The 25,523-nt window shown below is 64.1% G+C and carries 25 protein-coding genes and 1 tRNA gene; 16 read left to right on the top strand and 10 right to left on the bottom strand.

Annotated features, from left to right (window positions below):
* Positions 1-90 precede the first annotated feature (90 nt).
* The gene (locus C7451_RS14435; RefSeq protein WP_110299668.1) at positions 91-483 is read left to right on the top strand and encodes an acyl-CoA thioesterase; all 393 of its coding nucleotides are present in this window, start codon (positions 91-93) and stop codon (positions 481-483) included.
* A 4-nt stretch (positions 484-487) separates the two neighbouring features.
* On the opposite strand, the gene thpR is transcribed toward C7451_RS14435, so the two are convergent.
* Entirely contained in the window at positions 488-1,084 is a 597-nt protein-coding gene (thpR, locus tag C7451_RS14430) for an RNA 2',3'-cyclic phosphodiesterase (protein WP_279629501.1), read from the bottom strand.
* Between the two features lie 99 nt (positions 1,085-1,183).
* On the opposite strand from thpR, the gene C7451_RS14425 reads away from it, so the two are divergent.
* The 4 genes from C7451_RS14425 (at position 1,184) to C7451_RS14410 (ending at position 6,054) form a co-directional block, all read left to right on the top strand.
* Positions 1,184-1,927 carry a Bax inhibitor-1/YccA family protein gene (locus C7451_RS14425; protein WP_110299667.1) on the top strand — a complete coding sequence of 248 codons (744 nt, stop codon included), beginning with the start codon at positions 1,184-1,186 and terminating at the stop codon, positions 1,925-1,927.
* A 258-nt stretch (positions 1,928-2,185) separates the two neighbouring features.
* The gene (locus tag C7451_RS14420) at positions 2,186-2,992 is read left to right on the top strand and encodes a hypothetical protein (protein ID WP_146215377.1); all 807 of its coding nucleotides are present in this window, start codon (positions 2,186-2,188) and stop codon (positions 2,990-2,992) included.
* Between the two features lie 75 nt (positions 2,993-3,067).
* Positions 3,068-3,143 (top strand) — tRNA-Ala (locus C7451_RS14415).
* A 133-nt stretch (positions 3,144-3,276) separates the two neighbouring features.
* Positions 3,277-6,054 (top strand): bifunctional diguanylate cyclase/phosphodiesterase, encoded by a 2,778-nt coding sequence (locus C7451_RS14410; RefSeq protein ID WP_110299665.1) that lies wholly within the window; start codon positions 3,277-3,279, stop codon positions 6,052-6,054.
* Between the two features lie 31 nt (positions 6,055-6,085).
* Here C7451_RS14410 and C7451_RS14405 read toward each other — a convergent pair whose 3' ends face one another.
* A complete protein-coding gene (locus tag C7451_RS14405) occupies positions 6,086-8,218 on the bottom strand; it encodes a PQQ-dependent dehydrogenase, methanol/ethanol family (RefSeq protein WP_167398562.1) in 2,133 nt (710 codons plus the stop codon).
* 160 nt (positions 8,219-8,378) lie between these two features.
* On the opposite strand from C7451_RS14405, the gene C7451_RS14400 reads away from it, so the two are divergent.
* The 3 genes from C7451_RS14400 (at position 8,379) to rplT (ending at position 9,508) form a co-directional block, all read left to right on the top strand.
* On the top strand, positions 8,379-8,756 hold the full coding sequence (locus tag C7451_RS14400) for a VOC family protein (protein ID WP_110299664.1): 378 nt from the start codon (positions 8,379-8,381) through the stop codon (positions 8,754-8,756).
* A gap of 142 nt (positions 8,757-8,898) precedes the next feature.
* A complete protein-coding gene (gene rpmI, locus C7451_RS14395; RefSeq protein ID WP_023837522.1) occupies positions 8,899-9,102 on the top strand; it encodes a 50S ribosomal protein L35 in 204 nt (67 codons plus the stop codon).
* A gap of 43 nt (positions 9,103-9,145) precedes the next feature.
* Positions 9,146-9,508 carry a 50S ribosomal protein L20 gene (rplT, locus tag C7451_RS14390; protein ID WP_023837523.1) on the top strand — a complete coding sequence of 121 codons (363 nt, stop codon included), beginning with the start codon at positions 9,146-9,148 and terminating at the stop codon, positions 9,506-9,508.
* Between the two features lie 88 nt (positions 9,509-9,596).
* Here the strand turns inward: rplT and C7451_RS14385 are convergent, their stop codons facing one another.
* Positions 9,597-10,130, bottom strand: a complete 534-nt coding sequence (locus C7451_RS14385) for a YceD family protein (RefSeq protein ID WP_244181913.1) — start codon at positions 10,128-10,130, stop codon at positions 9,597-9,599.
* Entirely contained in the window at positions 10,130-10,657 is a 528-nt protein-coding gene (locus C7451_RS14380) for a ubiquinol-cytochrome C chaperone family protein (protein WP_110299663.1), read from the bottom strand. Before C7451_RS14380 ends, C7451_RS14385 begins: the two co-directional genes overlap by 1 nt.
* A 177-nt stretch (positions 10,658-10,834) precedes the next feature.
* Here C7451_RS14380 and C7451_RS14375 point away from each other — a divergent pair, with 177 nt between their 5' ends.
* Positions 10,835-11,335 carry an outer membrane protein assembly factor BamE gene (locus C7451_RS14375; RefSeq protein WP_244181912.1) on the top strand — a complete coding sequence of 167 codons (501 nt, stop codon included), beginning with the start codon at positions 10,835-10,837 and terminating at the stop codon, positions 11,333-11,335.
* 17 nt (positions 11,336-11,352) lie between these two features.
* Here C7451_RS14375 and C7451_RS14370 read toward each other — a convergent pair whose 3' ends face one another.
* Positions 11,353-12,666: a hemolysin family protein gene (locus C7451_RS14370; protein WP_110299661.1), complete on the bottom strand. Its 1,314-nt coding sequence runs from the start codon at positions 12,664-12,666 to the stop codon at positions 11,353-11,355.
* Between the two features lie 216 nt (positions 12,667-12,882).
* Between C7451_RS14370 and C7451_RS14365 the strand changes: the two genes are divergently transcribed.
* Positions 12,883-13,563 (top strand): YiaD family glycine zipper/OmpA-like lipoprotein, encoded by a 681-nt coding sequence (locus tag C7451_RS14365; protein ID WP_110299660.1) that lies wholly within the window; start codon positions 12,883-12,885, stop codon positions 13,561-13,563.
* A gap of 63 nt (positions 13,564-13,626) precedes the next feature.
* On the opposite strand, the gene C7451_RS14360 is transcribed toward C7451_RS14365, so the two are convergent.
* From C7451_RS14360 to C7451_RS14350, 3 genes are all read right to left on the bottom strand, one after another.
* Entirely contained in the window at positions 13,627-15,297 is a 1,671-nt protein-coding gene (locus C7451_RS14360) for a formate--tetrahydrofolate ligase (RefSeq protein WP_110299659.1), read from the bottom strand.
* A 164-nt stretch (positions 15,298-15,461) separates the two neighbouring features.
* Positions 15,462-16,043, bottom strand: a complete 582-nt coding sequence (locus tag C7451_RS14355; protein ID WP_167398561.1) for an OmpA family protein — start codon at positions 16,041-16,043, stop codon at positions 15,462-15,464.
* A gap of 17 nt (positions 16,044-16,060) precedes the next feature.
* Positions 16,061-16,495 carry a FecR family protein gene (locus C7451_RS14350; protein ID WP_110299657.1) on the bottom strand — a complete coding sequence of 145 codons (435 nt, stop codon included), beginning with the start codon at positions 16,493-16,495 and terminating at the stop codon, positions 16,061-16,063.
* Positions 16,496-16,539: 44 nt separating this feature from the next.
* Here C7451_RS14350 and C7451_RS14345 point away from each other — a divergent pair, with 44 nt between their 5' ends.
* The gene (locus C7451_RS14345) at positions 16,540-16,956 is read left to right on the top strand and encodes an ATP-binding protein (protein ID WP_110299656.1); all 417 of its coding nucleotides are present in this window, start codon (positions 16,540-16,542) and stop codon (positions 16,954-16,956) included.
* A gap of 8 nt (positions 16,957-16,964) precedes the next feature.
* Here the strand turns inward: C7451_RS14345 and C7451_RS14340 are convergent, their stop codons facing one another.
* Positions 16,965-17,804, bottom strand: a complete 840-nt coding sequence (locus tag C7451_RS14340; protein ID WP_167398559.1) for an AraC family transcriptional regulator — start codon at positions 17,802-17,804, stop codon at positions 16,965-16,967.
* Between the two features lie 297 nt (positions 17,805-18,101).
* Entirely contained in the window at positions 18,102-19,910 is a 1,809-nt protein-coding gene (locus C7451_RS14335; protein WP_110299654.1) for a DUF885 domain-containing protein, read from the bottom strand.
* 120 nt (positions 19,911-20,030) lie between these two features.
* Between C7451_RS14335 and C7451_RS14330 the strand changes: the two genes are divergently transcribed.
* The 5 genes from C7451_RS14330 (at position 20,031) to C7451_RS14310 (ending at position 25,153) form a co-directional block, all read left to right on the top strand.
* A complete protein-coding gene (locus C7451_RS14330) occupies positions 20,031-21,062 on the top strand; it encodes a quinone-dependent dihydroorotate dehydrogenase (RefSeq protein ID WP_110299653.1) in 1,032 nt (343 codons plus the stop codon).
* A gap of 144 nt (positions 21,063-21,206) precedes the next feature.
* On the top strand, positions 21,207-21,413 hold the full coding sequence (locus C7451_RS14325; protein WP_110299652.1) for a DUF2061 domain-containing protein: 207 nt from the start codon (positions 21,207-21,209) through the stop codon (positions 21,411-21,413).
* A 43-nt stretch (positions 21,414-21,456) separates the two neighbouring features.
* Positions 21,457-23,184, top strand: a complete 1,728-nt coding sequence (gene ggt / locus C7451_RS14320; RefSeq protein WP_110299651.1) for a gamma-glutamyltransferase — start codon at positions 21,457-21,459, stop codon at positions 23,182-23,184.
* Between the two features lie 105 nt (positions 23,185-23,289).
* Positions 23,290-24,402: a sensor histidine kinase gene (locus C7451_RS14315; protein ID WP_110299650.1), complete on the top strand. Its 1,113-nt coding sequence runs from the start codon at positions 23,290-23,292 to the stop codon at positions 24,400-24,402.
* The gene (locus C7451_RS14310) at positions 24,392-25,153 is read left to right on the top strand and encodes a LytR/AlgR family response regulator transcription factor (RefSeq protein ID WP_110299649.1); all 762 of its coding nucleotides are present in this window, start codon (positions 24,392-24,394) and stop codon (positions 25,151-25,153) included. The genes C7451_RS14315 and C7451_RS14310 overlap by 11 nt, the downstream gene beginning before the upstream one ends.
* The last annotated feature ends 370 nt before the right edge of the window (positions 25,154-25,523 follow it).

Here is a 25,523-nt window from a genome sequence, read left to right as displayed (position 1 = left end):
GGATATTCATACTCATTTTGCGTGTGCGATCTTGGACTGCTGGCTATCTCTTTCCTTCATTTCGGTGCAGCGAGCTTCTACAGAGATGCAATGACCACCTTCTCTCTCCCCTTCACCGCCCAGCCCCAGCACATTGACGAACTCGGCCATGTCAACAATGCCGTCTGGGTGCAGTGGCTGCAGGAGCTGTCGGTCGCACACTGGAATGCGGCCGCCGACCCCGCGCATGTGGCCGCTTATTTCTGGGTGATCGTGCGGCACGAGATCGATTATCGCGGCAATATCGGGCTCGGTGAGACCGCGATCGGACGCACCTGGGTTCCAGGCACACCCAAGGGCGCGCGTTTTGCCCGCCACGCAGCCTTTGCCGATGCGAGCGGGCGCGACATCGTCACCGCCGTCTCGACCTGGGCGATGCTCGACAAGGCGACGGGTCGGCCCGCGCGAGTCACCGCCGATATCGTCGCGGCCTTCCAGCCCTGAAGCGTCAGCTGCGCATCCGGAACGAGGCGACCGGCTCGTAGACGCTGCCCGCGCGGCCCATATGGCTCTGCATCAGCAACAGCTCGTCCATGGTGAACAACTCGCTGGCAAGCACCGGTTGTGCGGCCATCCATTGGGCGATCGCGGCCGGGTCGGGTGCGGTGCTGCGCGCGAACCGGGCCAGCGTGACATGCGGCACGAACTTGCGGCTCTCGGGCTCGAATCCGGCGCGCACGCACAGCCGGTCCAGCCTGGCATGCAGCGCCGCCAGTGGATCGCGCGGGGCAAGGCCCGCCCAGAGCTGATCGACCCGGTCCTTGCGGTCGAACCAGCCGAACCCTTCGAGCCGCGCCGTGATCGGGGCGAGGCGCTCCGACCCCAGAGACAGCAGCAGCGCTTCTGTGCCATGGCGGTCGGTCTCGCCGATGAAGCGCAAGGTCAGATGCAGCTGCGCTTCGTCCTGCCAGCGCGCCGATGCCAGCCCCTGCATCCGGTCGATCAGGCGCTCGCGAACGGGCGCGGGCGGAACAAGGGCCAGAAACAGTCTCAGACTTGCTCTCTCCCGGGGAACAATCGCATGGTAAGAATTGTATCCTAGCAAAGGGCGATGAACTGAAAACCGGTTTCGCTTGAAAATTCCCCGTCAAAGGGCGATATTGTGGCTATCCGGCAACAATGCCGGGCAAAGGAGACTTTTTCGATGGCTGACCGTTTTGATCCTCGTACGGCGGAGCGCATGCGCGCCGGTTCGATCAATGCGCCCGGCAATGTCAGTGCGGCCCGTGACGAAGGCCTGCGCAAGTACATGCTGTCCATCTACAATTACATGACCAGCGGTATCCTGTTGACTGGTATCGTTGCGCTGCTGTTCGCCCAGTCGGGCATGGCCGCCGATATCATGTTCGGCCCGGGCATCCTGAAATATGTCATCATCTTTGCGCCGCTCGTGATCGTGTTCGCGATGAGCTTCGGCATGAACCGCTTCTCCACCCCTGCGCTGCAGGGCATGTTCTGGGGTTTCGCCACGCTGATGGGCCTCAGCATGTCGACAATCTTCCTGGTCTATACCGGTGAGAGCATCGCGCTGGCCTTCTTCTCGACCGCAGCTGCGTTCGCGGGCCTGAGCCTGTTCGGCTACACCACCAAGAAGGACCTGACCGGCTGGGGCAGCTTCCTGATCATGGGTGTGGTCGGCCTGATCGTGGCCAGCCTGCTCAATATCTTCCTGAAGTCGTCGGTCATGGGCCTGGTCATCAGCTATGCCGCCGTCCTGATCTTCGCGGGCCTCACCGCCTATGACACGCAGAAGCTCAAGAGCCTGTATTTCCAGATCGCAGGCAGCGACATGATGGGCAAGGTCGTGATCATGGGGGCGCTCAACCTCTATCTCGATTTCATCAACATGTTCCAGGCGCTGCTGAGCATCATGGGCAGTCGCGACTGATCTGTCCGGAAAAGCACTGGAACCCTGACAGCCCGGCGGAGATGCTCCGCCGGGCTTTTCTTGTCTCCTCAGATGGCTCACTCGGTTGATCGCCTGCAGGACTCGGTTCGTCCCGGCTGCAGGGTGTATCGCCATGGCAGAGCTTTAACGGTTCACCGTTTTGGTGTTGAGATCGCCCGCTGCCGGGCATAAACCATGCCCATGAGAGCGCGCGCGGAACGGCACAGGCCCGGCGCGCGGCACCGGGAGACACTGAACATGGCGCGTATGGCCCTTAGCCGTGCAATCACTCTGGCCGCGACGGTTGGCCTTACAACGCTGATCGCAGCCTGTGGCGGGGCCAAGCCCGCTCCGATCGCCGTGGCGCCGCCGCCGCCGCCCGTTCCCGTCGCTCCGCCGCGCATGCCGAGCCCGCCATCCAATGCCGTTTCGGCCATGGCCATCCCGATGCTGCGCGCCGATGGCCTGCGCGACACGCCGATGCGCGACATCGATGACAACGAGAAGCTGTGGTATTTCCGCGCTGCGTTCAATGTCGCCGCGCTCAATTGCCAGAACCCGCAGCACTATCGCATTGCGGACGACTACAACCAGTTCCTCAAGACCCACAAGCGCGAGCTCGACCGAGTCAACAAGGTCGTCGAGGAGAAATATCGCAAGCGTTATGGCACCGGCTATGCCCGCATCCGCGATACCGAAAACACCCAGGTCTACAATTTCTTCGCGTTCCCGCCGGTCAAGGGCGATTTCTGCGATGCGGCACTGGTCCTCGGCCAGGAAGCCGTTGCACTCCCGTCCAAGGATCTCGTGACGTTCTCGGTCCGCGCGCTGCCGACGCTCGAAGGGGTGTTCGACCGGTTCTACGCTTCCTACGAGAGCTATCAGAGCGATCTTCAGAAATGGATTGCGCTGTATGGCAGCCCGGAAATGCGGGCGGCCCAGGCTGCGCAGGCGGGCACCAGCCCGACCGTTCAGCCGGCCCTGGGCACGGCGCCCGGCAACGCGGCTCCGACCAGCAACAATCCCCCGGTCCTGCCCACCGTTCTTCCCAGCAGCGGCGACTGAGGGCGCCCCAGGCGACCGAATTTTCCTCTGGATAGGCGCGAGGCGAGCGATTATAGCCTCGCGTCACCGCAATGTGGGGCCGTAGCTCAGTTGGGAGAGCGCGTCGTTCGCAATGACGAGGTCAGGGGTTCGATTCCCCTCGGCTCCACCAGGTCCCCCGCAATCCCGTGCGGCAGGTTTTACAATCGGACACAGCCCGTCGGCCAACGAATTGATTTGGCTGCGAGAATTAATTAACCCGTTTCATCTTATGGCAGGTCAGCTTTTTCCCCGGAGCTGGCCCCTTGTTCGATATTCTCTTCTGCATTCGCGACGACCACGATATCCGCTTCGTCCTGCTGGCCGCGGCGATCTGCCTGCTGTCGACCGTCACGGCAGTGCTGATGATCCGCCAGTCGCGTTCTGCTTCGGCCCGCGCGCGGCTGGGCTGGACCGTGTCGGGGGGCTTTGCCACCGGTTTCGGCATCTGGGCGACGCATTTCGTCGCGATGCTCGGCTATGACCCGGGGATCATCGTCGGCTATGAGGTTGCCCGGACCGTCGGCTCGCTGCTGGTGGTGCTGGCCACGACGATCGCGGCGCTGCTGATCGCGACGCGCGGACAGGGTGCGCGCGCGCTGATCGTCGCCAGCGTGCTGGCCGGGTCGGGCTTTGCGGCGATGCATTATGTCGGCATGGCGGCGCTCGAAATGCCGGCGCTGATCCGCTGGAATGTGGGCTATCTGGCGCTGTCGATCGTGCTGGCCGTCGTGCCGCTCTATCCCGCGCTTGCGCTCGCCCGCTTTCGAAACAGCCTTGCCTCTGGCGTATCGGCCGCGCTGGTCATGACCGCTGCGATTGTCGGGTTGCATTTCTCGGGCATGACGGCGATCGACCTCATTCCCTCGCGGATCGAGGGATCCCAGACGCTGCTGTCGCCGACCACCATGTCGGTACTGATCAGCCTTGCCTCGGCCTGTCTGCTGACCCTGTGTCTGGCAGGCATCATCATCGCCCAGCGTACGCGCGCCGCCATTCGGGCGAGCGAGATGCAGTTCGGTGCGTTGATCAAGGGCATTTCGGACTGCGCCATCTACATGCTCGACGCCGAAGGGCGGGTGGCCAACTGGAATGCAGGCGCCCAGCGGCTGAAGGGCTATACGCCCGACGAGATCGTCGGCCAGTCGCTGTGCGGCTTCTATCTGCCCGAGGAATGCGCGGCAGGCATCCCCGATCAGTCGCTGGCGACGGCGCGCGAAACCGGCAAGTTTACCGGCGAAGGCTGGCGTGTCCGCAAGGATGGCACCCGTTTCTGGGCGCATGTCAGCATCGAGCGATTCTGCGACGAACAGGGCCGCATTCTCGGCTTTGCCAAGATCACCCGCGACATGACGCGGCTCAAGCAGGACCAGGACCAGATTGCCGAGGCCCGTCGCCATCGTGATGCGGCGCTGAACCACATGCATCAGGGGCTGTGCCTGTTCGATGCGAAGGGCAGGCTGGTGCTGGCGAATCAGCGCTTTGCCGAAATGTGGTCCCTGCCGGAGGACGATTGCGCCCCCGGCACCGGAGCGATGGACCTGTTGCGCCAGGCGATGGCGTCGCGCATCGGCGAGGCCGCAGCCGAATCGCAGCTGGCCCGGGTCTGGACCCGGCTGGAAGACTCGCTGCACGATGCAAGCCTCCCGCCTTTCGTGCTCGAACTCGACGACGAGCTTGTCGTCGCCATGTCGAGCAGACCCATGGCCGATGGCGGCTGGGTCACGACGATCGAGGACATCACGGCGCGGCGGCGGTCGGAAGAGCAGATCGTGCATATGGCGCTGCATGACGGGCTGACGGGCCTGCCCAATCGTGTCAGCCTCAACCGCTGGCTCGACAGCGAAATCGTGCGCGCAGCGGCGCAGCGGCGCCAGGTTGCGGTGATTGCGATCGATCTCGACCGGTTCAAGGAAATCAACGACACCCATGGCCATGCGGCAGGCGACCGCGTGCTCGAGCAGATCGGCACCGGCTTGATGCAGGTGCTCGAGCGCGGCGAGATTGCTGCACGCGTCGGCGGCGACGAATTTGCCGTGGCCAAGCATTTTTCCGACCCGGCAGAGCTCGAGTCCTTTGTCGAACGGATCAGCCATTCACTGGCGGTCAGCGACGGCGAGGGGGCCGTTGTCGGGGCAAGTTTCGGCATTGCCACCTATCCGGGCGATGCCCAGCGGCGTGAAGGCCTGCTCAACAACGCCGACCTTGCCATGTATCGTGCCAAGGCGAGTCCGGGCGAGACGATCTGCTATTATCAGGCCGGAATGGACGAGGAGGCGCGTCACCGCCGCCAGATCGCCAACGAGCTTCGCCATGCGCTGGCGCGGGACGAATTCCATCTGCTCTATCAACCGCAGCGGTCACTGCGGACCAACCAGCTGAGCGGCTATGAGGCGCTGCTGCGCTGGCGGCATCCGCGGCTGGGGCAGGTCTCGCCGATGGAGTTCATCCCGATCGCCGAGCAGACCGGCGAGATCATCAAGATCGGCGAATGGGTGCTGCGCGCGGCCTGTGCGGAGGCGGCGAGCTGGCCCAGCCAGGACAAGGTTGCGGTCAACCTGTCGCCTGTACAGCTGCTGCAGCCCGATCTTCCGGAAATGGTTGCGTCGATCCTGCTCGAGACGGGTCTGGCTCCGCGACGGCTGGAGCTGGAGATTACCGAAACCGCGCTGATCAGCGAAAAGACCCGTGCGCTGCACAGCCTGCGCCGGATCAAGGCGCTCGGGGTCAGCGTCGCGATGGACGATTTCGGCACCGGCTATTCGTCGCTCGACACGCTGCATTCCTTCCCGTTCGACAAGATCAAGATCGACAAGTCGTTCCTGCTACAGTCGGGGGAAAGCCCGCAGGCTCATGCGATCATCCGCGCCGTGCTGGCACTCGGCAGATCGCTCGGCATCCCCGTGCTGGCAGAAGGCGTCGAGACGATGGACCAGCTGCAGTTGCTCGTCGACGAAGGCTGCGACGAGGCGCAGGGCTATCTGTTCGGCCGCCCTGCGCCAATGCAATTGCCAGGCGAGGATCAGGTCGCGCGCCGCGCCTGACCGGAATGGCGGCGGTTCCGCCACCGCCCCATCACCTCATCGCCACCTTCTTCGCCGCCAGCGCCTTGTCCTCGTTTGCCCGGGCAATGACATACTGGCGGATGCTGTCGGCCTCGGCTGCGCTCATCACCGAGGCAAAGCTGACCATGCCATTGTCCTTGAGCGCACCATCATGGACGATCATCTTCCAGTTCTCCGCACTGGCGAGCGTACCAGAATAGCGCAGATCGGGGATGATGCCGCCCCGGCCGGAAGCCTGTATCGCCGCGTCGCCATGGCATACGGTGCAGTAGCGGCCATAGAGCTGCGCCCCGCCCTGGACCACGTTTGCCGCTGCCGTCAGACCCGGCGGATCGAGCGGCAGGTCATCCGCAGCGGGCATGGCGGGCAGCTTGGCCTTGCCGCCCAGCCTGAACACCAGCAGCCGCGAGATGTTGCGCACCGGGCCCGACATGTCGCTGAGCACGCCCGCCGTGATTGCCCATGCGCCGCCCCATCCCGCGAGCACCGCGACATATTGCTGGCCGTCGATGCTGTAGGTCATCGGCGCTGCGACCACGCCGGTCTGTGCCTCGAAGCTCCACAGGTTCTTGCCGCTGGCCGAATCATAGGCCACCAGATTGCCCATCGCATTGCCCTGGAACACCAGTCCGCCAGCGGTGGCGAGCACGCCGCCATTCCACGGACCGCCCAGTGTCACGCGCCAGCGTTCCTTCTGCGCCACCGGGTCCCAGGCGATCAATACGCCCTTGGTCGCCTTTTTCGCCGCTTCGCGCACCGCGTTGTCGGCAGGCATCGCGTTGCTGGCGGTGTCCATGCCGACATTGAAGCCCAGCTTTGACGGCTTCCAGCCCGCAGCCGGAATATAGGGGTAGCTGGTGACCTGCGCCGGGATGAAGACGAGCTTCTGTTTCGCGTCATAGGCCATCGGGTGCCAGTTGTGCGCCCCAAGGGGCCCTGGCGAGACGATGAAGGGCTGGCCTGTCCTGTCGACGCGGGCAGCCGGGTTCTCGATCGGACGTCCGGTCTTGGGGTCGATGCCGGTGGCCCAGTTGACCGGCACGAAATTGTTGGCAGAGATGAACTCGCCGTTCGTCCGGTCGATGACGTAGAAAAAGCCGTTCTTCGGCGCCTGCATCAGCACCTTGCGCGTCTTGCCGCCGATGTCGAGATCGGCGAGCATGATGTGCTGCGTGGCGGTATAGTCCCAGGTCTCGCCTGGCGTGGTCTGGTAATGCCAGGCATATTCGCCGGTCTTCACCCGGATCGCGACGATCGAGGACAGGTACAGGTTGTCGCCGCCGCCGGGGCTGCGATAGGCCTGGTTCCAGGGCGATCCGTTGCCGACGCCGACATAGAGCAGGCCGAGTTCGGGATCATAGGCCATCGCGTCCCACACGGTGCCGCCGCCGCCGATATTCCAGTATTCGCCCTTCCAGCTGGTCTCGGCGGCCTTCAGATATTCGGCCTCGTTCGCGCCGGGGCGATCGGGCACGGTGTAGAATTTCCACAGCTGCTTGCCGGTCGCGGCATCATAGGCGGCGACAAAGCCGCGCACGCCGAACTCCGCGCCGCCATTGCCGATGATCACCATGCCATCGATCACGCGTGGCGCACCGGTGATGGTATAGGCCTTGTCCTGATCGACCGTGACCTTGCTCCAGATTTCGCGCCCCGTGCCGCGATCGAGCGCGATCAGGCGGCCGTCGAGCGTGCCGAGAAACAGCATGTTGCCCCAGGCGCCGAGCCCGCGGTTGACGACGTCGCAGCACGCCTTGACCCCGGTCTCGCCGGGTACCTTGGGGTCATAGTCCCAGAGCGGCTTGCCGGTCGTGGCATCGAAGGCCTTGACCTTGGACCAGGCGGTGGTGACGTAGATCTTGCCGTCGATCACCAGCGGCGTCGCTTCCTGGCCGCGTGCGGTATCCATATCGGCATACCAGGCGAGGCCCAGCTCGCCGACATTGCCGGTGTTGATCTGGTCGAGAGGGCTGAAACGCTGCTCGTCATAGGTGCGGCCATAGCTGAGCCATTCCTCGCCGCTCGCCCTGATGATCCGCGCGCCGTCGATTCCTGTGGTGTCGGTAGCCTTGTCCGCGCCCCCGCCCGAACAGGATGCCGCCAGCAGCGCCAGCGCCGCTCCCACAGCCGCTTTCAGCCTCATCGCCTCGCTCCTCTCTCCATGCGTCCAGCCCCGTTTTGTCTTGACCTTTGGCGGCCAATGGCTGTCTTTGCGCTTGCGGATATTGACGGGGGCCAGACGGCTTGTCCATGATGATTTAACCACTCGGTTAAAAACTGGCCGACTAACACAGGAGAGTTTCATGTTTTCACACGTCATGCTGGGCGCGGACGATATCGACGCGTCCAAGGCGTTCTACGATGCGACCATGGCCGCGCTGGGCGGCAAGCCCGGAATGGTCGATCCCAAGGGCCGCGTCATCTATATGAACAATGGCGGTCTGTTCCTTCTGACCAAGCCGATCGACGGCAAGCCCGCGAGCTGCGGCAATGGCAGCACCATCGGTTTTGCGGCGAGCTCGGCCGAGGCCTGCGATGCCTGGCATGCGGCCGGCCTGGCGCATGGCGGTACCGCGATCGAAGACCCGCCTGGTGTGCGCGAAGGCGCCGGCATGAAGCTGTACCTCGCCTATCTGCGCGATCCTGCCGGCAACAAGGTCTGTGCAATGCACCGCCTGTAATCGGTCCGAAAGCTCCTGGCGGGATTCTGTGCCTTGCAATCGGCGCAGAATCCCGCTAGGCGCGCACGCTTCCGAATAAGCGGGCTGGCTGGTTATGGGCTGCCATGTTCGCTTGATGCGGATTTCCAAAAAGGAGACCAAAATGCCCAAGCTGAAGACCAAGAGCGGCGTCAAGAAGCGCTTCAAGCTCACCGCCACCGGCAAGGTGAAGCACGGCGTCGCTGGCAAGCGCCACCGGCTGATCAGCCACAATGCCAAGTATATCCGCCAGAATCGCGGCACCAGCGTCATTTCGGACGCCGATGCCAAGACCATCAAGAAATGGGCTCCCTACGGCCTGGGTTGATCCCGCCGGACCCTTTCTCTCGATTTTCACAAGGATATAACTCATGGCACGCATCAAACGGGGTGTTACCACCCGCGCCAAGCACAAGCGCATTCTCGCCCAGGCGAAGGGCTATTATGGCCGTCGCAAGAACACCATCCGCATCGCCCGTCAGGCCGTCGAAAAGGCAGGTCAGTATGCCTATCGCGACCGCAAGGCCAAGAAGCGCAACTTCCGCGCTCTGTGGATCCAGCGCATCAACGCCGCAACCCGCATGGAAGGCCTGACCTATGGCCGCTTCATGCATGGCCTGAAGCTCGCCGGCATCGAACTGGACCGCAAGGTCCTGGCTGATCTCGCGATGAACGAAGGCGAAGTGTTCAAGGGTCTGGTCAAGCAGGCACAGGCAGCTCTGCCCGCCGCCTGATTGCCGCACGGACGGATATAGAAAAGCGCCGGGGCCTCAGGGCTTCCGGCGCTTTTTCGATTCTGCTTTGCTGCTGTCGGCTGCAGCGTCAGCCCTGCTTGCCCTTCAGCGCCTGCAGCGCTGCAAAGGGGCCGCTGGCTTCCGGCGTCGACAGTCCATATTCGGCGCGAGCAGCGTCGGCACCGGGTCCCTCGGCATAGGGGTCGATCTCCAGCGCCAGCGTCTGGGCGATCGCCTCGCCCAGATCGATGGTACTGCCCGAATAGGCGATGGTGTCCAGATCGTCGCTGCTGAGCTCGACCTCCTCCCCCGCATCGGCCAGTGCGGCCTCGTATTCCGCTTCGGGCAAGAAGCGCAGGCGATAGTCGGAGGCAATGCGCACCGGAAAGTCCTCGCCCGAAATCGCGCAGGCCTGCACCAGCGCGGCCTCGATCCGTCCTGTGACCTCCACGCCCGATGCGCGCTCCTCGATAGTGGCCGTCGCGGTGAGCGAACCGATCGAGACGATGTCGAACCGGCGTGCGAGCGCGGAACGCTCCGTCGCACTGGCGCTCAGTTCGACGACATGCCGGGGGATGGCGCGCAGGTCGATCGGCCGCGAGAACTCGGTCATCTCCTGCATCAGAACGCTCCCTGCATGATCGCGGCAGCCGGCTTGGCGCGCAGCTCTGCGTAAAGCGCTCCCAGCCTGTCTGCCGTTGCTGCCACGGCGACATCGGTCACCGGGGCATCGCGATAGAGATTGCGGCGCAGGGCCTCGCCCAACCGGCTCTGGTCGCCGCTGGCCAGGGCTTCGCGATAGGCGCCAAGCCGGCCGCCCAGCGCGCTCATCATCTTGCCGATATGCTTGCCGACCACCAGATCTCCGACCCCGTTCTGACGCAGCTGGCCGTCCATGTCGTCGACGAACAGCTCGGCCAGGAACACCGAAAACTGCCGCACTTGCGGGTCTGCATCGTCATGTTCCAGCCGCAGCAGCACCGCGGCCAGCACCATGGTCACGGCCTCGAAACGGCCATCGACGCTGTCCTCGACCTGTCCATCCATATACCAGAACGGGTCGCGGCCCATCACGACGATGCGGTCATAGGCGGCACGCGCGGTTTCGCGCGGATCCTTGCGGCTGAACAGACGGGAGAGGACGGACATGGGACTTGCTTATCCTGCAGGGAAATCGCGGCGTTAAGCCACAATTCATTGGCCACTTGTGATGCAGCGGCTTAGTGCATATTGAGGCGGCCACGGCAAGTTGCAAGGCATGCGTTCGGGTTCGGCCCGGGCACAAGCCTGCCGCAGAAAAAGCGGATGCCCCGCCAAGGAAAGACGATGACCAGCAAAGCCCAGACCTTCCGCGCGCCGCGCTCCATGCGATCCCGCGCTGCCCTGCTGGTCGCGCTGACCGCCTTGCCGCTTCTGTCCGGATGCGGCCAGCTGCGCGGGCATCAGGGATTCATCTACGACCAGACGCTGGCCAGCCAGATCCTGCCCGGGGTGGACAATCGCCAGTCCGTCGAGCGCACGCTCGGTCGCCCGACCTTTACCGGCCAGTTCAGCGACAGCGAATGGTATTATTTCGCCCGCGATACGCGCCAGCTCGCCTTTGCCAATCCGCGCCCGACCGCGCAGCAGGTTATGCGGGTGCAGTTCGACAAGGCGGGCAATGTTGCCAAGGTCGATTTCACGGGGCTGGATCAGGTCGCCAAGATCGATCCTGAAAGCGACAAGACACCGACCCTGGGCCGCAACCGTACCTTCTTCCAGGATCTGTTCGGCAATATCGGCGCAGTGGGTGCACCGGGCGCGGGTGCTGGTGGCGCTCCGCAATAAACCCTGGCCTGAAAGCTTCAGTCGCTCTCTGAGATGCGGCTGACCAGCAGCTTGTCGACCTTGCGGTTGTCCATGTCGACGATTTCGAATCGCCATCCCTGATCGGTGAACACCTCGCCCTCCTTCGGCAGGTGGCGCAGGCAATGCAGCACATGGCCTGCCGCTGTCGCGTAATCGCGATCTTCGGGCAGGGTCATCCCCAGGCGCTCGGCCATGCTGTCGGCCGGCAGTGCGCCCGAGATCAGCAGGCTGCCATCGGCGCGCTCGACCACCATCGGCGAATCGCCTTCGCCCTGATCGGACGCAAAATCCCCGACCAGCGCCTGCAGGAGGTCGGCCGGCGTCACCAGGCCTTCGAAATGGCCATATTCGTCATGGACCAGTGCCATCGGCACCTCGCCCTTCTGCAGCACCTTGAGTGCGTCCATGGCATCGACCCGGTCCGGCACGATCGAGGCAGTGCGGGCCAGTGCGGCCAGATCGAGCGGTGCGCCTTCGATGATCGCGGTCAGAAGGTCGCGCACGGTGACGATGCCGATGATCGCATCGACCGACCCATTGGCGACGGGCAGGCGGCTGTGCGGCGATTCGGCCATGATCCGGCGCAGATCGTCCAGCCCCGCATCGGCGGGCAGCCAGTCGACCTCGGTGCGGGGCGTCATGACCTCGCGGACCGGGCGATCGGCCAGGCGCACGACGCCTGAAATGATCGCACGCTCCGATTCCTCTATGACGCCGGACTTGGTCGCTTCGGCAAAGATCATCTGCAACTCTTCTGCCGTGACGATATTCTCCGATTCGCGGTTCAGGCCGAGCAGGCGGAAGATCAGCGCGCTCGACCGGTCGAGCACCCAGACCAGCGGGGCAGCGCCGCGTGCCATCAGGTCCATCGGGATCGCCATGATGACGGCAAGTTCCTCGGCCTTGCGCAGCGCGAACTGCTTGGGGACCAGTTCGCCGATGACCAGCGACAGATAGGTGGTCACGCCGATGACCAGTGCAAAGCCCGCACTGTCGGCAATGTCTGCCGGTACGCCGATCAGCGCGAGACGCTCGCCGACCGGTTCGCCCAGGCTGGCGCCCGAATAGGCACCGGCCAGAATGCCGATCAGGGTGATGCCGATCTGGACCGTGGAGAGGAACTTGCCAGGGTCAGAACCCAGCTTCAGCGCGGTACGGGCGCCCGTGCTGCCATCGCGTGCCATCGCTTCCAGCTTCGCATTGCGCGCGGAGACGATCGCCAGTTCCGACATGGCAAACACGCCGTTGAGCACGATCAGCGCCAGAATGATGACGACATCAAGCCAGGGAAAGGGGGGAAGAGGGTCCATCGGGCCTTATCGGGTTAAGCTTGCACCCTATATCGCGCGAGCGCGCGGTGTCACGTGCTTTCGCACTTGCAACCAGGCTGCTTCAGGGACCCGCCATGCCCATAATTATACGATGTTACATTTCGGTTCGGGAACCATTCAGCCGCTCAGCCGAATAACGGGTAAGACGCAACGAGACGTCCTTACGACCAATGACCTGAATCGCGGGAGCAAAAGATGAACAGCAAGACCATCCGTATCGCGGCCTTTGCAGGCCTTGCCAGTCTGGCACTCGGTGCCTGCGTGACCGATCCGGACACCGGCCAGCAGCGCATCAGCAAGTCTGCGATCGGCGGCATCGGCGGCGCGCTGGGCGGCTATCTGCTGGGCGATATCGTCGGCGGTCGCCGTGATCGCACCGAGAAGATCGTGGGTGCGGGCATTGGCGCTGTCGCAGGTGCGGGTATCGGCTATTATCTCGATCAGCAGGAGCGCGAGCTTCGCCAGAAGACCGCTGGCACCGGCATTGACGTGGTGCGTGATGGCGACAGCCTGTTGCTCAACATGCCCAGCCAGGTGACCTTCGATGTCGACAGTTCGGCCGTGAAGCCCGAATTCCGCAACACGCTGAACGACGTTGCCTCGACCCTGGTTCAGTATGAGAGCACCTATATCGATGTCTACGGGCACACCGATTCCACCGGCAGCGATGCCTACAACCAGACCCTTTCCGAACGCCGTGCCCAGTCGGTTTCCAGCTATCTGACGAGCCGTGGCGTTCAGTCCGCACGTCTGGCGACTCGCGGTTTCGGTGAATCACAGCCGGTCGCCTCGAACACGACCGAAGAAGGCCGCGCGCAGAACCGCCGCGTCGAGATCCGCATCGTCCCGGTAACCCAGTCCGACGTCAACGGCTGACGCAATTCCGTGGCTTCGGGGGAGGGGAGTGAGCCTTTCCTCCCCTGCCCGGAGCTTGACCGGCTAGAACAGTCCCTCGATCTCGCCCTTGGCATCCAGATGGATGCCTTCGGCAGCGGGAATGCGGGGCAGGCCGGGCATGGTCATGATCTCGCCGCAGATAGCGACGACAAAGCCTGCGCCTGCGCTCAGGCGCACCTCTCGCACGGGCAGGACATGGTCCGTCGGCGCCCCCAGCAGGGCCGGGTCGGCGGAGAAGCTGTACTGGGTCTTGGCCATGCACACCGGCAAGTGCCCGAACCCGGCTTCTTCCCATCGCTGCAGCTGTGACGCAACAGCGCCAGTCGCGGAGACCGATTGCGCGCGGTAGATTCGTTTCGCCACCGTTTCGATCTTGGCCATCAGCGGCATGGCGTCAGGATAGAGCGGCTCGAACTGCGCCGCATCGCTGCTTGCGATCCGTGCCACCGCATGAGCCAGCCCCTCGGCGCCTGCGCCTCCCAGGGCCCAATGGCGGCACAGATGCGCCTCGCAACCCTGACCCTCTGCCACTTCCTGCAGCACCGCGATCTCGGCATCGCTGTCGCTATCGAAGTGATTGATCGCCACCACCACCGGCACGCCGAACTGGCGGACATTCTCGATATGCCGGACCAGATTGACACTGCCGCGCCGCACGGCCTCCACATCCTCTCGCGCCAGATCGGCCTTGGCGATGCCGCCATTCATCTTGAGCGCGCGCACCGTCGCGACAAGCACCGCTGCTGCGGGTCTGAGCCCCGCCTGCCGGCATTTGATGTCGAAGAATTTCTCCGCGCCAAGGTCTGCGCCGAAACCGGCTTCGGTTACCACGAAATCGCCCAGCGCCAGCGCCGCGCGGGTTGCGATCACCGAATTGCAGCCATGCGCGATATTGGCAAACGGTCCCCCGTGCAGCAGCGCGGGATTGCCCTCCAGCGTCTGCACAAGATTGGGCTTGATGGCCTGGGCCAGCAGCACCGCCATCGCGCCGGCCGCCTTAAGGTCGCTCGCGGTAACGGGCTGGCGCTCCCGCGAGTAACCGATGACGATCCGCCCCAACCGCTCTTCCAGGTCATCCAGATCGCGCGCGAGGCAGAGTATCGCCATGACCTCCGATGCGACAGTAATGTCGAACCCGCTTTCGCGCGGGAAGCCGTTGCCGACGCCGCCTGTCGACTGGACGATGGAGCGCAGCGCCCGGTCGTTGATGTCGAGCACGCGGCGCCAGACGATGCGGCGCACATCGATGTCGAGCGTATTGCCCCAGTGGACATGATTGTCGATCATCGCGGCGAGCAGATTGTGCGCCGAGGTGATCGCATGGAAATCGCCGGTGAAATGCAGGTTGATGTCTTCCATCGGACCGACCTGGGCATAGCCGCCGCCGGTCGCCCCGCCCTTGGTACCGAAACATGGGCCCAGCGACGGCTCGCGCAGCGCGAGCACGGTCTTGTGGCCGATCCGGTTGAGGGCATCGGCGAGGCCCACCGACGTCGTCGTCTTGCCCTCGCCGGCTGGAGTCGGATTGATCGCGGTGACGAGGATCAGCCGACCTCGGGGTTCTGCACCCTCCAGCCCGGCCGCCCTGAGATCGATCTTGGCCTTGTGATGGCCATAGGGTTCGATGGCCGCATCGCCGAGCCCGAGCCTTTCGGCAATCGCGGAAATGCGCTGCAAATGGGCCGCGCGCGAAATCTGGATATCGGTGAGCATGGAGGGTTCGATTGTCCCGATGGTTCCGTTGTCCGGCGACTGCCGGAATTCGGTGCGATATGATGCCTGACCGGCCCTGGGGTCCGGCCTTTGCCGCAGAACGCCAGATGCGGTGTTATGGCCACCGTTCTAGTCAACCGGTCGGGTCAGGCAAGCGCCGATGATCAGCGGACGATGATCTCCACGCGGCGATTGCCGCCATTTTCGGTCTCGTCGGGTGTGGGGAAGCGCAGTTCGCGCTCGCCGCGTCCCGTCGCGGTCATGACTTCGGGCGGAAAGCCGAGTTCGATCAGCCGACCCCTGATCTCGTCCGCCCGCTTCTGCGACAATGCCAGATTATAGTCTGCCTTGCCCACGGTATCGGTATAGCCGATGATCTCGAGCTCGGCGCCCGGGCGCGACTTGAAATGCCGGTCGAGGGCCTCGATCATCCCCTCCGAACCCGGCGCCAGCACGGTGGTATCCTGCACGAAATACATGATGAACCGCGCAGGCGGCGGCGGGAGCGCGCCGATCAGGCTGCGCTCGTCCGGCTTCAGACCGTCTTCGCCGACCCCTTTCGGACGCGGTGTGCATCCTGCCAGTCTGGTGCGGGTGAAGGACCCGGCAATGGTCGATCCCTCGGGATTGCCGCATTTCTCGTCGATCACCGCGAGCGCGCCCTCCGAAGAGCCGTCCTCGTTATCGAGCAGCAGCAGCGAGGGCCCGGCACATCCGGCGAGCGCCAACGGCGCCAATGCGAACAACAGGCCGCCTGCGCGCATCATTGCGGCACGTTGATGATAAAGCGGGTGCCGCGCACCCCAAGCAGCGAGGTCGGGGTGCGCACCTTCATGGCGTCGCGCCGCGACTTGGCAATCTGTCCCGACACCACACCCAGCGAACCGCGCTCGACCCGGGTCTCGAACTCTCCGCTGCGCGTCGTGCGGTCGAAATCGAACTTGTCGACGGCAACACGGCTATTGGGGCCTACCGAGAACCTGGTGTTGTCGGCAAAGGTGATCGCGATCTGCCCGCCTTGCCCGGTGACCAGCACATCGCCCGGCAGCAGCGTGGTCCCTATCGCCGGATTGATCTTTGCCCCCTTGCGCTCGATCGAGGCGATGCCGGCGCTTTTCTTGACCCGGCCGATATCCGCCCAGGCCGGCTGGGCCGTCATTGCCAGCAGCGATAATGTGACAAGCAGTGCGCGTTTCATAATAGGCATCCCCTATTGCCCGCTGGCATGGCATAACCTGCCCCATGGAGCGGCGCAATTTCAAACCGAATAGCTGCAGATTGACGGCAAATGGTCCCGAATCGGTACATCGGGCTGTCGAGCTGGCCCAGCGGTTCAGCGCGCACTATGGGCTTGCGCCGTCGCAAAGGGCAAAGCTTTCCATCGTGGTCGAAGAGGCCGTTACCAATCTTTACGATCATGGTGCGGGCCAGGCCGGTTTCGAAGGCTGGCTGGCGCTCGATGATTCTGCCGGATCCGTGCAGGTCGTGCTGGCGGACAACGGCCAACCCTTCGATCCGCGCGACATGCCGGAAACGGACATGCCCAATGCCGAGCGCGGCGGCGGGGCGGGGCTGGCGCTGATCAGGGCATGGGCCGAAATTGCCGGTTATCGCAGGGATAACGGTTTCAACCTGCTTGAGATCGTCTTGCCTGCCTGAAGGCCGGTTCAGGTATCGGCGACCAGCGGATTGATGGCGCCTTTCAGCTGGCTGCGCTGGTCGATCAGTCGCGCCAGTTCGCCCTCGCCCGTGCGCAATCGCGTGGGCGTGGTCCCGGCAAACAGCTTCAGTTCGCGGATCATGTGCGACTGGTCATAAAAGGCATCGCGCAGGAAGTCGGCCTCGTCGGGCTCGGCATCGATCAGCGACCTGGCTGCGCGCAGCGCGCGATATTTGCGCGAGAGATATTTGGGCGGCATGCCGTACAGCTGCTTGACCCGGCGGGTCAGCTGGCGCTCGGAAAGATTGCTCTGCGCGTGCAGATCGCTCACCAGCGGCGAGACCGAGGAGGCGAGCCATGCATCGACCATGCGGGTGAACTGCACCATTTCGGGCGATGCGGTATCGATGAAGCCCTGGAGAATCTCGTCCGCCGCGGCGCACATCTGCGGCAGCGAATCGAGCGTCCGCAGCAGCTCGAGCCGTTCGTTGATCCTGGGGAAGATCGTCGCGGCAGGGACAACCTTGTCGACGAAATCGGCCGCACTGGCCTGGGTCAGGGCACCCCATCCGGCGGCGGTGATCCCCATGCCGAACATGTGGAAGGGGCCTTCGATCTCGAACCGCACGGCAGCCGTTGTCGGTCCGCAGAGCACGGCTCCGGTGCAGGTGGTGGAGCTGCCATCGGGCAGATGCATCGTGACGCGTCCGCATGTGCCCAGCCGCAACTGGGCGATCGCTGCCCGCTCGCCATCGGTCACGAACGGCTCTGGACAGTCGAAGCGATAATAGACGGACACGAATTCGCGTACCGATTCGCCGGGAAGCGCATATTCGAGATGTGGCATTGGCGACCCCAATCGCCCGGCCAACGGGTGCAGCGTCTGCGCCATCCCCCCATCGCCGGTTATCTTTATGTCGACCCGGCTGACGCTATATCTCCATTTCGGACCAAAAAAAAGGCGACCCCGCAAAAAACGGGATCGCCTCTTAGGAAAAGAACTCTCGGCGTTGCTGCCTAGAGCCCTTCGGGTCGCAAGGCGGCGTATAAGCGATGACCTGTCCGAAAGATTGGACAGATTCGACATCGTGAAAAATCCTGCAAAAACCGTGACCTGCCCTGGTCGGCCCAAAACTGGCGGAATTCAGCCGCCTTGCGCGATCCAGGCATCGATCTGCTCTTCCAGCACCGTCAACGGCACCGGTCCGCTTTTCAGCACCGCATCATGGAAACGCGCATAGCTGAATTTCGGCCCGAGCTGCTTCTGGGCCTTGTCGCGCAGTTCCATGATCTTGAGCTTGCCGATCATATAGGCGGTCGCCTGCCCGGGATAGACGATGTAGCGCTCGATCGCCTTGGAAATGTCTCCTGGCGGATTCGGCGTGTTGTCGGTCAGATACTGAATCGCCTGCTCGCGGCTCCAGCGCTTGTGGTGGATCCCGGTATCGACGACCAGCCGGCAGGCGCGCCACAATTCCATGCCCAGCCGGCCGAAATCCGAATAGGGGTCCTGGTAGAAGCCCATGTCCTTGCCAAGCTCTTCGGAATAGAGGCCCCAGCCTTCGGTATAGGCGGTGACCCCGCCGAACCGGCGGAAGGGCGGCAATTCGCCGAGCTCGGTCTGCACGGCCCGCTGCAGGTGATGGCCGGGCACGCCTTCATGATAGGCCAGCGCCTCAAGCTCGGTCGAGGCCATGTCCTTCAGATTGTAGAGATTGACGTAATAGGTGCCGGGACGCGATCCGTCGGGCGCCGGGCTCTGGTAGAAGGCCTTGCCTGCCGACTTCTCGCGAAAGGCCTCGACTGCCTTCACCGTCAGCGGGGCCTTGGGCAGCGTCCCGAAATAGTCGGGAAGCTTCGCCTGCATCGCCTTCAGCTTGGCATCGACCGCTGCGAGATACTCCTCGCGCGTCTTGAAATAGAAGCGGTCATCGGTGCGGACAAAGGCGAAGAAGTCCTGCAGGCTGCCCTTGAACCCGACCTTGTCCATGATGGCGCGCATCTCGCCGTGGATGCGCTTCACATTGTCGAGCCCGATCTGGTGAATCTGGTCGGCAGAAAGATCGGTGGTGGTGTAATTGGCCAGCAGCTGGGAATAATAGGCCGCACCGTCCTTCAGCCGCCAGATGCCGTCGTCGGTCGGGGCAATGGCCTGCTGCCGCTCCATCTCGGCGATGAGGCGCTGATAGGCGGGCCTGACGCTGCTGAGCAGAGCCTCGCGTCCGGCCTCGATCAGCGCGGCCTTTTCCGGCGCCGGGATGCCAAGCGCTTCCACCTTCTTTGTAAGGTCGGCCAGCAGCGTCGATGGTGCACCGCTGTCGAACGGCGCGCCCTTGATCACGTTGCGGGCATCGTCCAGCACGAACGGGTACACCCATCGGGGCGGCATTACCCCGGCATCGGTGCGCTCCTTGGCCTCGGCAACCAGCGCGTCCATCTGCGGCCCCATGCCCTGCAGCCGCTGGACATAGGCTTCGGCATCGGCCTTGGTCTTCACGCTGTGGATGTTGATCAGAAATGCGGGCATCTGGCTCTGCGCACCGTTCATCTGGTCGAACACATAATCGTTCTTGCGATAGGGGTGCGCGCGAGCGGAGCGTTCGGCCTGATATTCGAACAGGCGATAGCTCAGGCGATCCTCGGGCGAGAGCCTGGCAGGATCGAACCGTGCCTTCATCGTCGCCAACGCTTGCTGGCCGCGCTCGAAATTGGCCTGGTCGGCCGCGTCCGAGGGGTCGTTCCACTTGCCGTAATCCTCATCGCGAATGCCGCGATAGGCCTTGCCCTGCGGAGATGCGGCAAGATTGTCGGCATCGACCTGATCAAAAAACGCGGCGAGTTCGGCACTGCGGGTCTCGGCCCTGGTGGCAGAGCTCTGTGCGGAAGCAGGCATGGCGAGAGCCAGCGGGCTGGCGGCCATGGCAAGTGCAAGGGCAATCGGGCGCAGGAGCATGAAGCGACTTTCCGTTATTTCAGGGATGGTTAGCGCAAAACGTATACAGTGCAGGCCCCCGCGTAAACCATGTCGCGGCCGCTTGACCATCGGCCCGTCGCAAAGCCATAGGCTTTTTCCATGATATTCTCGCTCGCACGGCCCGCCCTGTTCCTGCTCGATGGCGAGGATGCCCATCGGCTGACCATTGCCGGGCTCCGGCTGATGCCCGCCTCCGCGCCGCCCCAGGCTGATCCGATGCTGGCGATGCGCGTGGCCGGGCTCGAATTTCCCACGCCGGTGGGGCTGGCTCCCGGTTTCGACAAGAATGCGCAAGCGCCGCATGCGATGTTCGGCTTCGGTTTCGGCTTTGTCGAGATCGGCACGGTGACGCCGCTGCCCCAGGCGGGCAATCCGCGCCCGCGGCTGTTCCGGCTGGTGGAGGACAAGGCGGTGATCAACCGCATGGGCTTCAACAACGATGGCGCGGATGCCGTGGTCGCGCGTCTCCAGGCGGGGCAGGGGCGCAGCGGTATCATCGGGGTCAATATCGGCGCGAACAAGGATTCAGTCGATCGCATTGCCGATTACGCGGTGATGACGCGGACCATGGCGCCGCTCGCGCGGTATCTGACGGTCAACATTTCCTCGCCCAACACGCCGGGGCTGCGTGCGTTGCAGGACGCCGGTGCCCTTTCCGCGCTGCTCGATGCGGTGCTGGAGGCGCGCGGAACGCAGGCTTGCCCGGTCTTCCTCAAGCTCGCGCCCGATCTGGAAGCAGCGGATATCGACGACATCACCCGGATCGCGATCGACAAGAGGCTCGATGCGCTGATCGTGTCGAACACCACCATCTCGCGGCCTGGCTTGCGCTCGCGCCATGCGGGCGAGACGGGGGGACTGTCGGGTGCGCCCTTGCGCGATCTGGCGCAGCAGCGGCTCAGGGATTTTCGGCAGGCCAGCGGCGGCGCGATCCCGCTCATCGGTGTCGGGGGCATCGCCAGTGCGGAAGATGCCTATGCCCGCATCCGCGCCGGCGCCTCGCTGCTGCAGCTCTATTCGGCCCTTGTTTACGAGGGGCCGGGGCTCGCCGGGCGGATCAATCGCGGGCTGAAGACGCTGCTCAAGCGCGATGGCTTCCAGACGCTATCCGAGGCGGTGGGGGCGGAATGAGGGTTCCGGAGGTTCACGCGAAGACGCGAAGCCGATCCACCCGGATTGATCGATCTGCTCGATCAACGCCGCGCAAAACTCTCATTGGCAAGCTAAGTTGCAAATGATTATCAATAGTCCTGTTCACTCGACAGGAGCTTTGCCATGCCCCGCGATCTTGCCAAGACGCTGAGCTATCTCGCGGTCCACCTCACCGTGGGTTTCTCGGTCGCCTATGCGTTCACCGGATCGATCGAGATCGCCAGCGGTCTCGCGATCATCGAGCCGATGATCAATGCGGTCGCCTTTTTCTTCCACGAAAGGCTCTGGGTCGCCAAACCGCCTGTTACAGCCGGAATGGCGCTGAGTTGAGCCAGAGCTTGCCGCCCTGCTGCCCGGCGCTATAACCCCGGTCATGAGCTTCATTCCCCGCACGTTCGTTGCCGCCGCCGCGCTGGCGCTATCCTCGCTCTCGATCGCCTGCCATGCGCAGAGCGCGCCGCCCGCCGATACCTCCGCCACCGCGCCGCTCGGCAAGGGGGTCGTCTCCTCCGCCGATCCTCGCGCGACAGCGGCCGGGCAGGAAATCCTGCGCAAGGGCGGTTCCGCTGCAGATGCCGCGATGGCAATGATGCTCGCGCTGACCGTGGTCGAGCCGCAAAGTTCCGGCATCGGCGGCGGCGGACTGCTGCTGCACCATGATGCGGCAACAGGCACGCTGTCCACCATCGACGGGCGCGAAATGGCGCCAGCCTCGGCCAGCGAGAAGCTGTTGCTCGGCGCCGATGGCAAGCCGCTACCGTTCATCGAGGCGTTTCAGGGCGGGCGCAGCGTCGGCGTGCCCGGCAATATCCGGCTGATGGCGATGACGCACGCCAAATGGGGCAAGCTGCCCTGGGCAGAGCTGTTCGGTCCGGCTATCCGCCTCGCGGAGGAAGGCTTTGTCGTCAATGACGCGCTCGCCCGGGCGTTGGCGCGGCTGGCGCCGATCTGGGCGCGCTTCCCCGATGCGCGCGCGATCTACTGGAACACCACCGGCCCCAAAAAGGCCGGCGACCGCGTCACCAACCCGGCGCTCGCCGAACTGTTGCGCGCGGTGGCCAAACAGGGTCCCGATGCTTTCTACAGCGGCAAGCACGGCCGGGCGCTGGTCGATGCGGTGAGCAAGGCCAGCGTCAATCCGGTGCCGATGACGCTTGCGGATCTGGCCGCCTACAAGGCCAAGGAACGCCCGCCGGTATGCTCGCGCTATCGCGGCTACAAGGTCTGCGGCATGGGGCCGCCCTCATCGGGTGCGACCACGGTGCAGCAGATCCTGGGCATGCTCGAGCCGCATGACATCGGCGCACTCGGCCCGGGAAATGCGAAGACCTGGCACCTGATCGGCGAGGCGATGCAGCTCGCCTATGCCGATCGCGAGAGCTATCTGGGTGACGCCGATTTTGTCTCGGTCCCGGTCAACGGTCTGCTCGACCCGGCTTATGTGAAGTCGCGCGCGGCGCTGATCGATCCGGCCAAGGCGCTGAACAAGTACGAAGCGGGCACCCCGCCGGGCTCGGAACCGCGCACCGCTGCCGTCTCGAGCGAGGTCGCTGGCACCACCCACTTCGTCGCGGTCGATGGCGCGGGCAATATCGTCAGCATGACTTCGACGGTAGAAGGCCCGTTCGGCAGCCAGCTGATTGCGAACGGCTATTTCCTCAACAACGAACTCACCGATTTCACCTTCGCGCCCGAGAAGAACGGCAGGAAGGTCGCCAACCGGGTGCAGCCGGGCAAGCGGCCGCTGTCCTCGATGTCGCCGCATATCGTCTATGATGCCCAGGATCGCCCGGTGCTCGCGGTCGGTTCGGCAGGCGGCAAGCGCATCATCATGCACGTCACCAAGGCGCTGATCGGGGTGATCGATTTCAATCTGCCTGCAGGCGAGGCGCTGGCGCTGCCCAATATCTATTTCGGAAACGGCTCGCTGATCGTCGAGGGCAAGACCGATCTGGGCGGCATGAACGAGGAACTCGCCGCCTTCGGCCAGCCGGTGGTCGTTGACGAGCTGGGATCGAAGCTCAACGCCGCACAGTTCAATGGCAAGGGCTGGACCGGCTATGCCGATCCGCGCAGCCCGGGCGTCGCGCTTGCAGAGTAACTGCCCGGTCTGGGGCCCACGCTTTCGACCAATGCCGCGCGCGCTTCGACCAGCACAAGGGCGCGGGGCAGACAGCGCAGTCATCTGGGGTTAAGGATCGGGGCAATGAAACTGCCCCTAACCCGTCATGCCCGCCCCCGTGTCGACCAGCAGGTGGCACTGCTCTCGATCCTGGGATTCTGGCTGTTCTACATGATCATCGTCACGCTGCGCGCGGCGGTGCTCGATTTTCCCGCGCAGGAAGAGCTGGTGGTGCGCCGCATCGCGGTGACCCTCTTCGGGGTGCTGGTCAATATCGTGCTGTATTTCGGCCTGCGCTGGTTCGAGGACAAGCCGCTGACCCCGCGCATCATCGCCGCGGTGGTCGGCTCCATCCCGGCGGCTCTCGCCATCTCGGTGTTCAACTATTTCGCGTTCAACGTCTACGACCCGATGAGCGTGTTCCAGGACAACGAGCTGGCCGAGAAGATCGTGACGCTCGATCCGGTCGCCAACGTGCTCGAATTCGCCATCTCGAGCTATTATTTCCTGAGCTCCTGGGCGATGCTCTATCTCGCGCTCAGCTACGCTGCCGAGGTCCGCACCGCCGAGCGAAGGGCAGCCCGCTTCGCCCAGGCCGCGCAGCAGGCGGAGCTTCGGTCCCTGCGCTATCAGGTCAATCCGCACTTCCTGTTCAACACGCTCAATTCGCTCTCGACTTTGGTGCTGCGCAACCGGCCCGACGAGGCCGAATCGATGATCATGAACCTCTCGACCTTCTACCGCACCAGCCTGACCGGCGATCCGCTCGACGATGTGCGGTTGGAGGACGAGGTGCAACTGCAGCAGCTCTATCTCGCGATCGAGGAAGTGCGCTTTCCCGATCGGCTGCGGATCGAGATCGATATTCCGGACGAACTGATGGACTGCTGCGTGCCCGGGCTGATCCTGCAGCCTTTGGTCGAGAATGCGATCAAATACGGCGTCGCCCGCGCCACTCGCCCGGTCACCATCCGCATCGGCGCGCGCGAGGGTGATGGCGTGCTGCACCTGACGGTTAGCGACGATGGCGATGTCATCCCGACCGATTCGGACAAGGGCAGCGGCATCGGCCTCGCCAATGTCCGCGACCGGCTCGACGCGCGCTATGGCAGCGCGGGGCGGATCGAATGGCATGTCCCGTTTGAAGGAGGCTTTGTGGTGGAATTGACCTTGCCGGCGGTGCGTCATGACTGTTGAGAGCGACGCCGCCCCGCTACGAACCATGATCGTCGACGACGAGCCGCTCGCGGTCGAGCGGTTGCAGCTGCTGTGCGCACGGCTACCGCGGATCAGCCTGGTCGGCACAGCGAGCGACGGCGAATCCGCGCTGCGCCTCGCCGAACAATTGAAGCCCGAGCTGGTATTCCTCGACATCAACATGCCGCGCCTGGACGGCATGGGCGTCGCGCGCGCGCTCGGCAAGACCGGGCAATCGCCCGCGATCATCTTCGTCACCGCCTATCAGGCGTTCGCGGTCGAGGCGTTCGATCTCGCCGCGATCGACTATCTGCTGAAGCCCGTCGCCACCGACCGGCTCGAACGCGCGGTCGCGCGCGTGCTCGAACGGCGCAGCGCGGTACTCGCCAACCCGCCGGTGGCAACGCCCGCGCAGGGCGACTGGGTGCGCGAATTCTGGGTGCCGCACCGCAGCGAGCTGAAACGCATCGACGCCGACCTGATCGAGCGCATTGACGCCGAGCGCGATTACATGCGCCTCCACGTCGGCACGCGCAGCTATCTGATGCACGAGACGATCAAGACGCTCGAGGAACGGCTCGACCCCTCCCGCTTCGTCCGCCTCCACCGCTCGCACATCGTGCGCAACGACTATATCACGAGCCTGCGCCACAATGGCGGCGGCGTGTGGTTCGCGTGCCTGGCCGATGGCAGCGAGCTGAGGGTGGGGCGGACGTATCTGGCAAGGGTGAAGGAAATGGCGGGGCGCTAAGCAAGATTGCTCTCTCCCCTTCAGGGGAGAGATGCAAAGGCTTGGCAGCAAAGCTGCCTAGCCGCAGTTGAGAGGGGCCAGCGTGTAGCGCAGGGCGGAGCGCAGCCCCCCTTCCCAACCCTCCCCCCTGAAGGGGAGAGGGCTGACCTGCCTTCCCACCACGCTATCCGACCCAAAAACTCCCCTCCTTGCAAGGGAGGGGCAGGGGGTGGGTCAGCAACGGTTGAGGTAGTGTGCAACCCCGGCGATCACCACCCAAACCCACCCCTAACCCCTCCCTTGCAGGGAGGGGAACGCGCCTGGTCTTACCATTCGTGGCTGGCCTGCATCCGTCTCGCCAAAGCCACCCATTCACCCAGCCCCGCTCATC

Source organism: Blastomonas natatoria (genome assembly GCF_003201955.1).
Classification (GTDB): Bacteria; Pseudomonadota; Alphaproteobacteria; order Sphingomonadales; family Sphingomonadaceae; genus Blastomonas; species Blastomonas natatoria.
The sequence above is the reverse complement of the archived record's forward strand: the minus strand, read 5'-3'. Positions and strand labels throughout refer to the sequence as shown.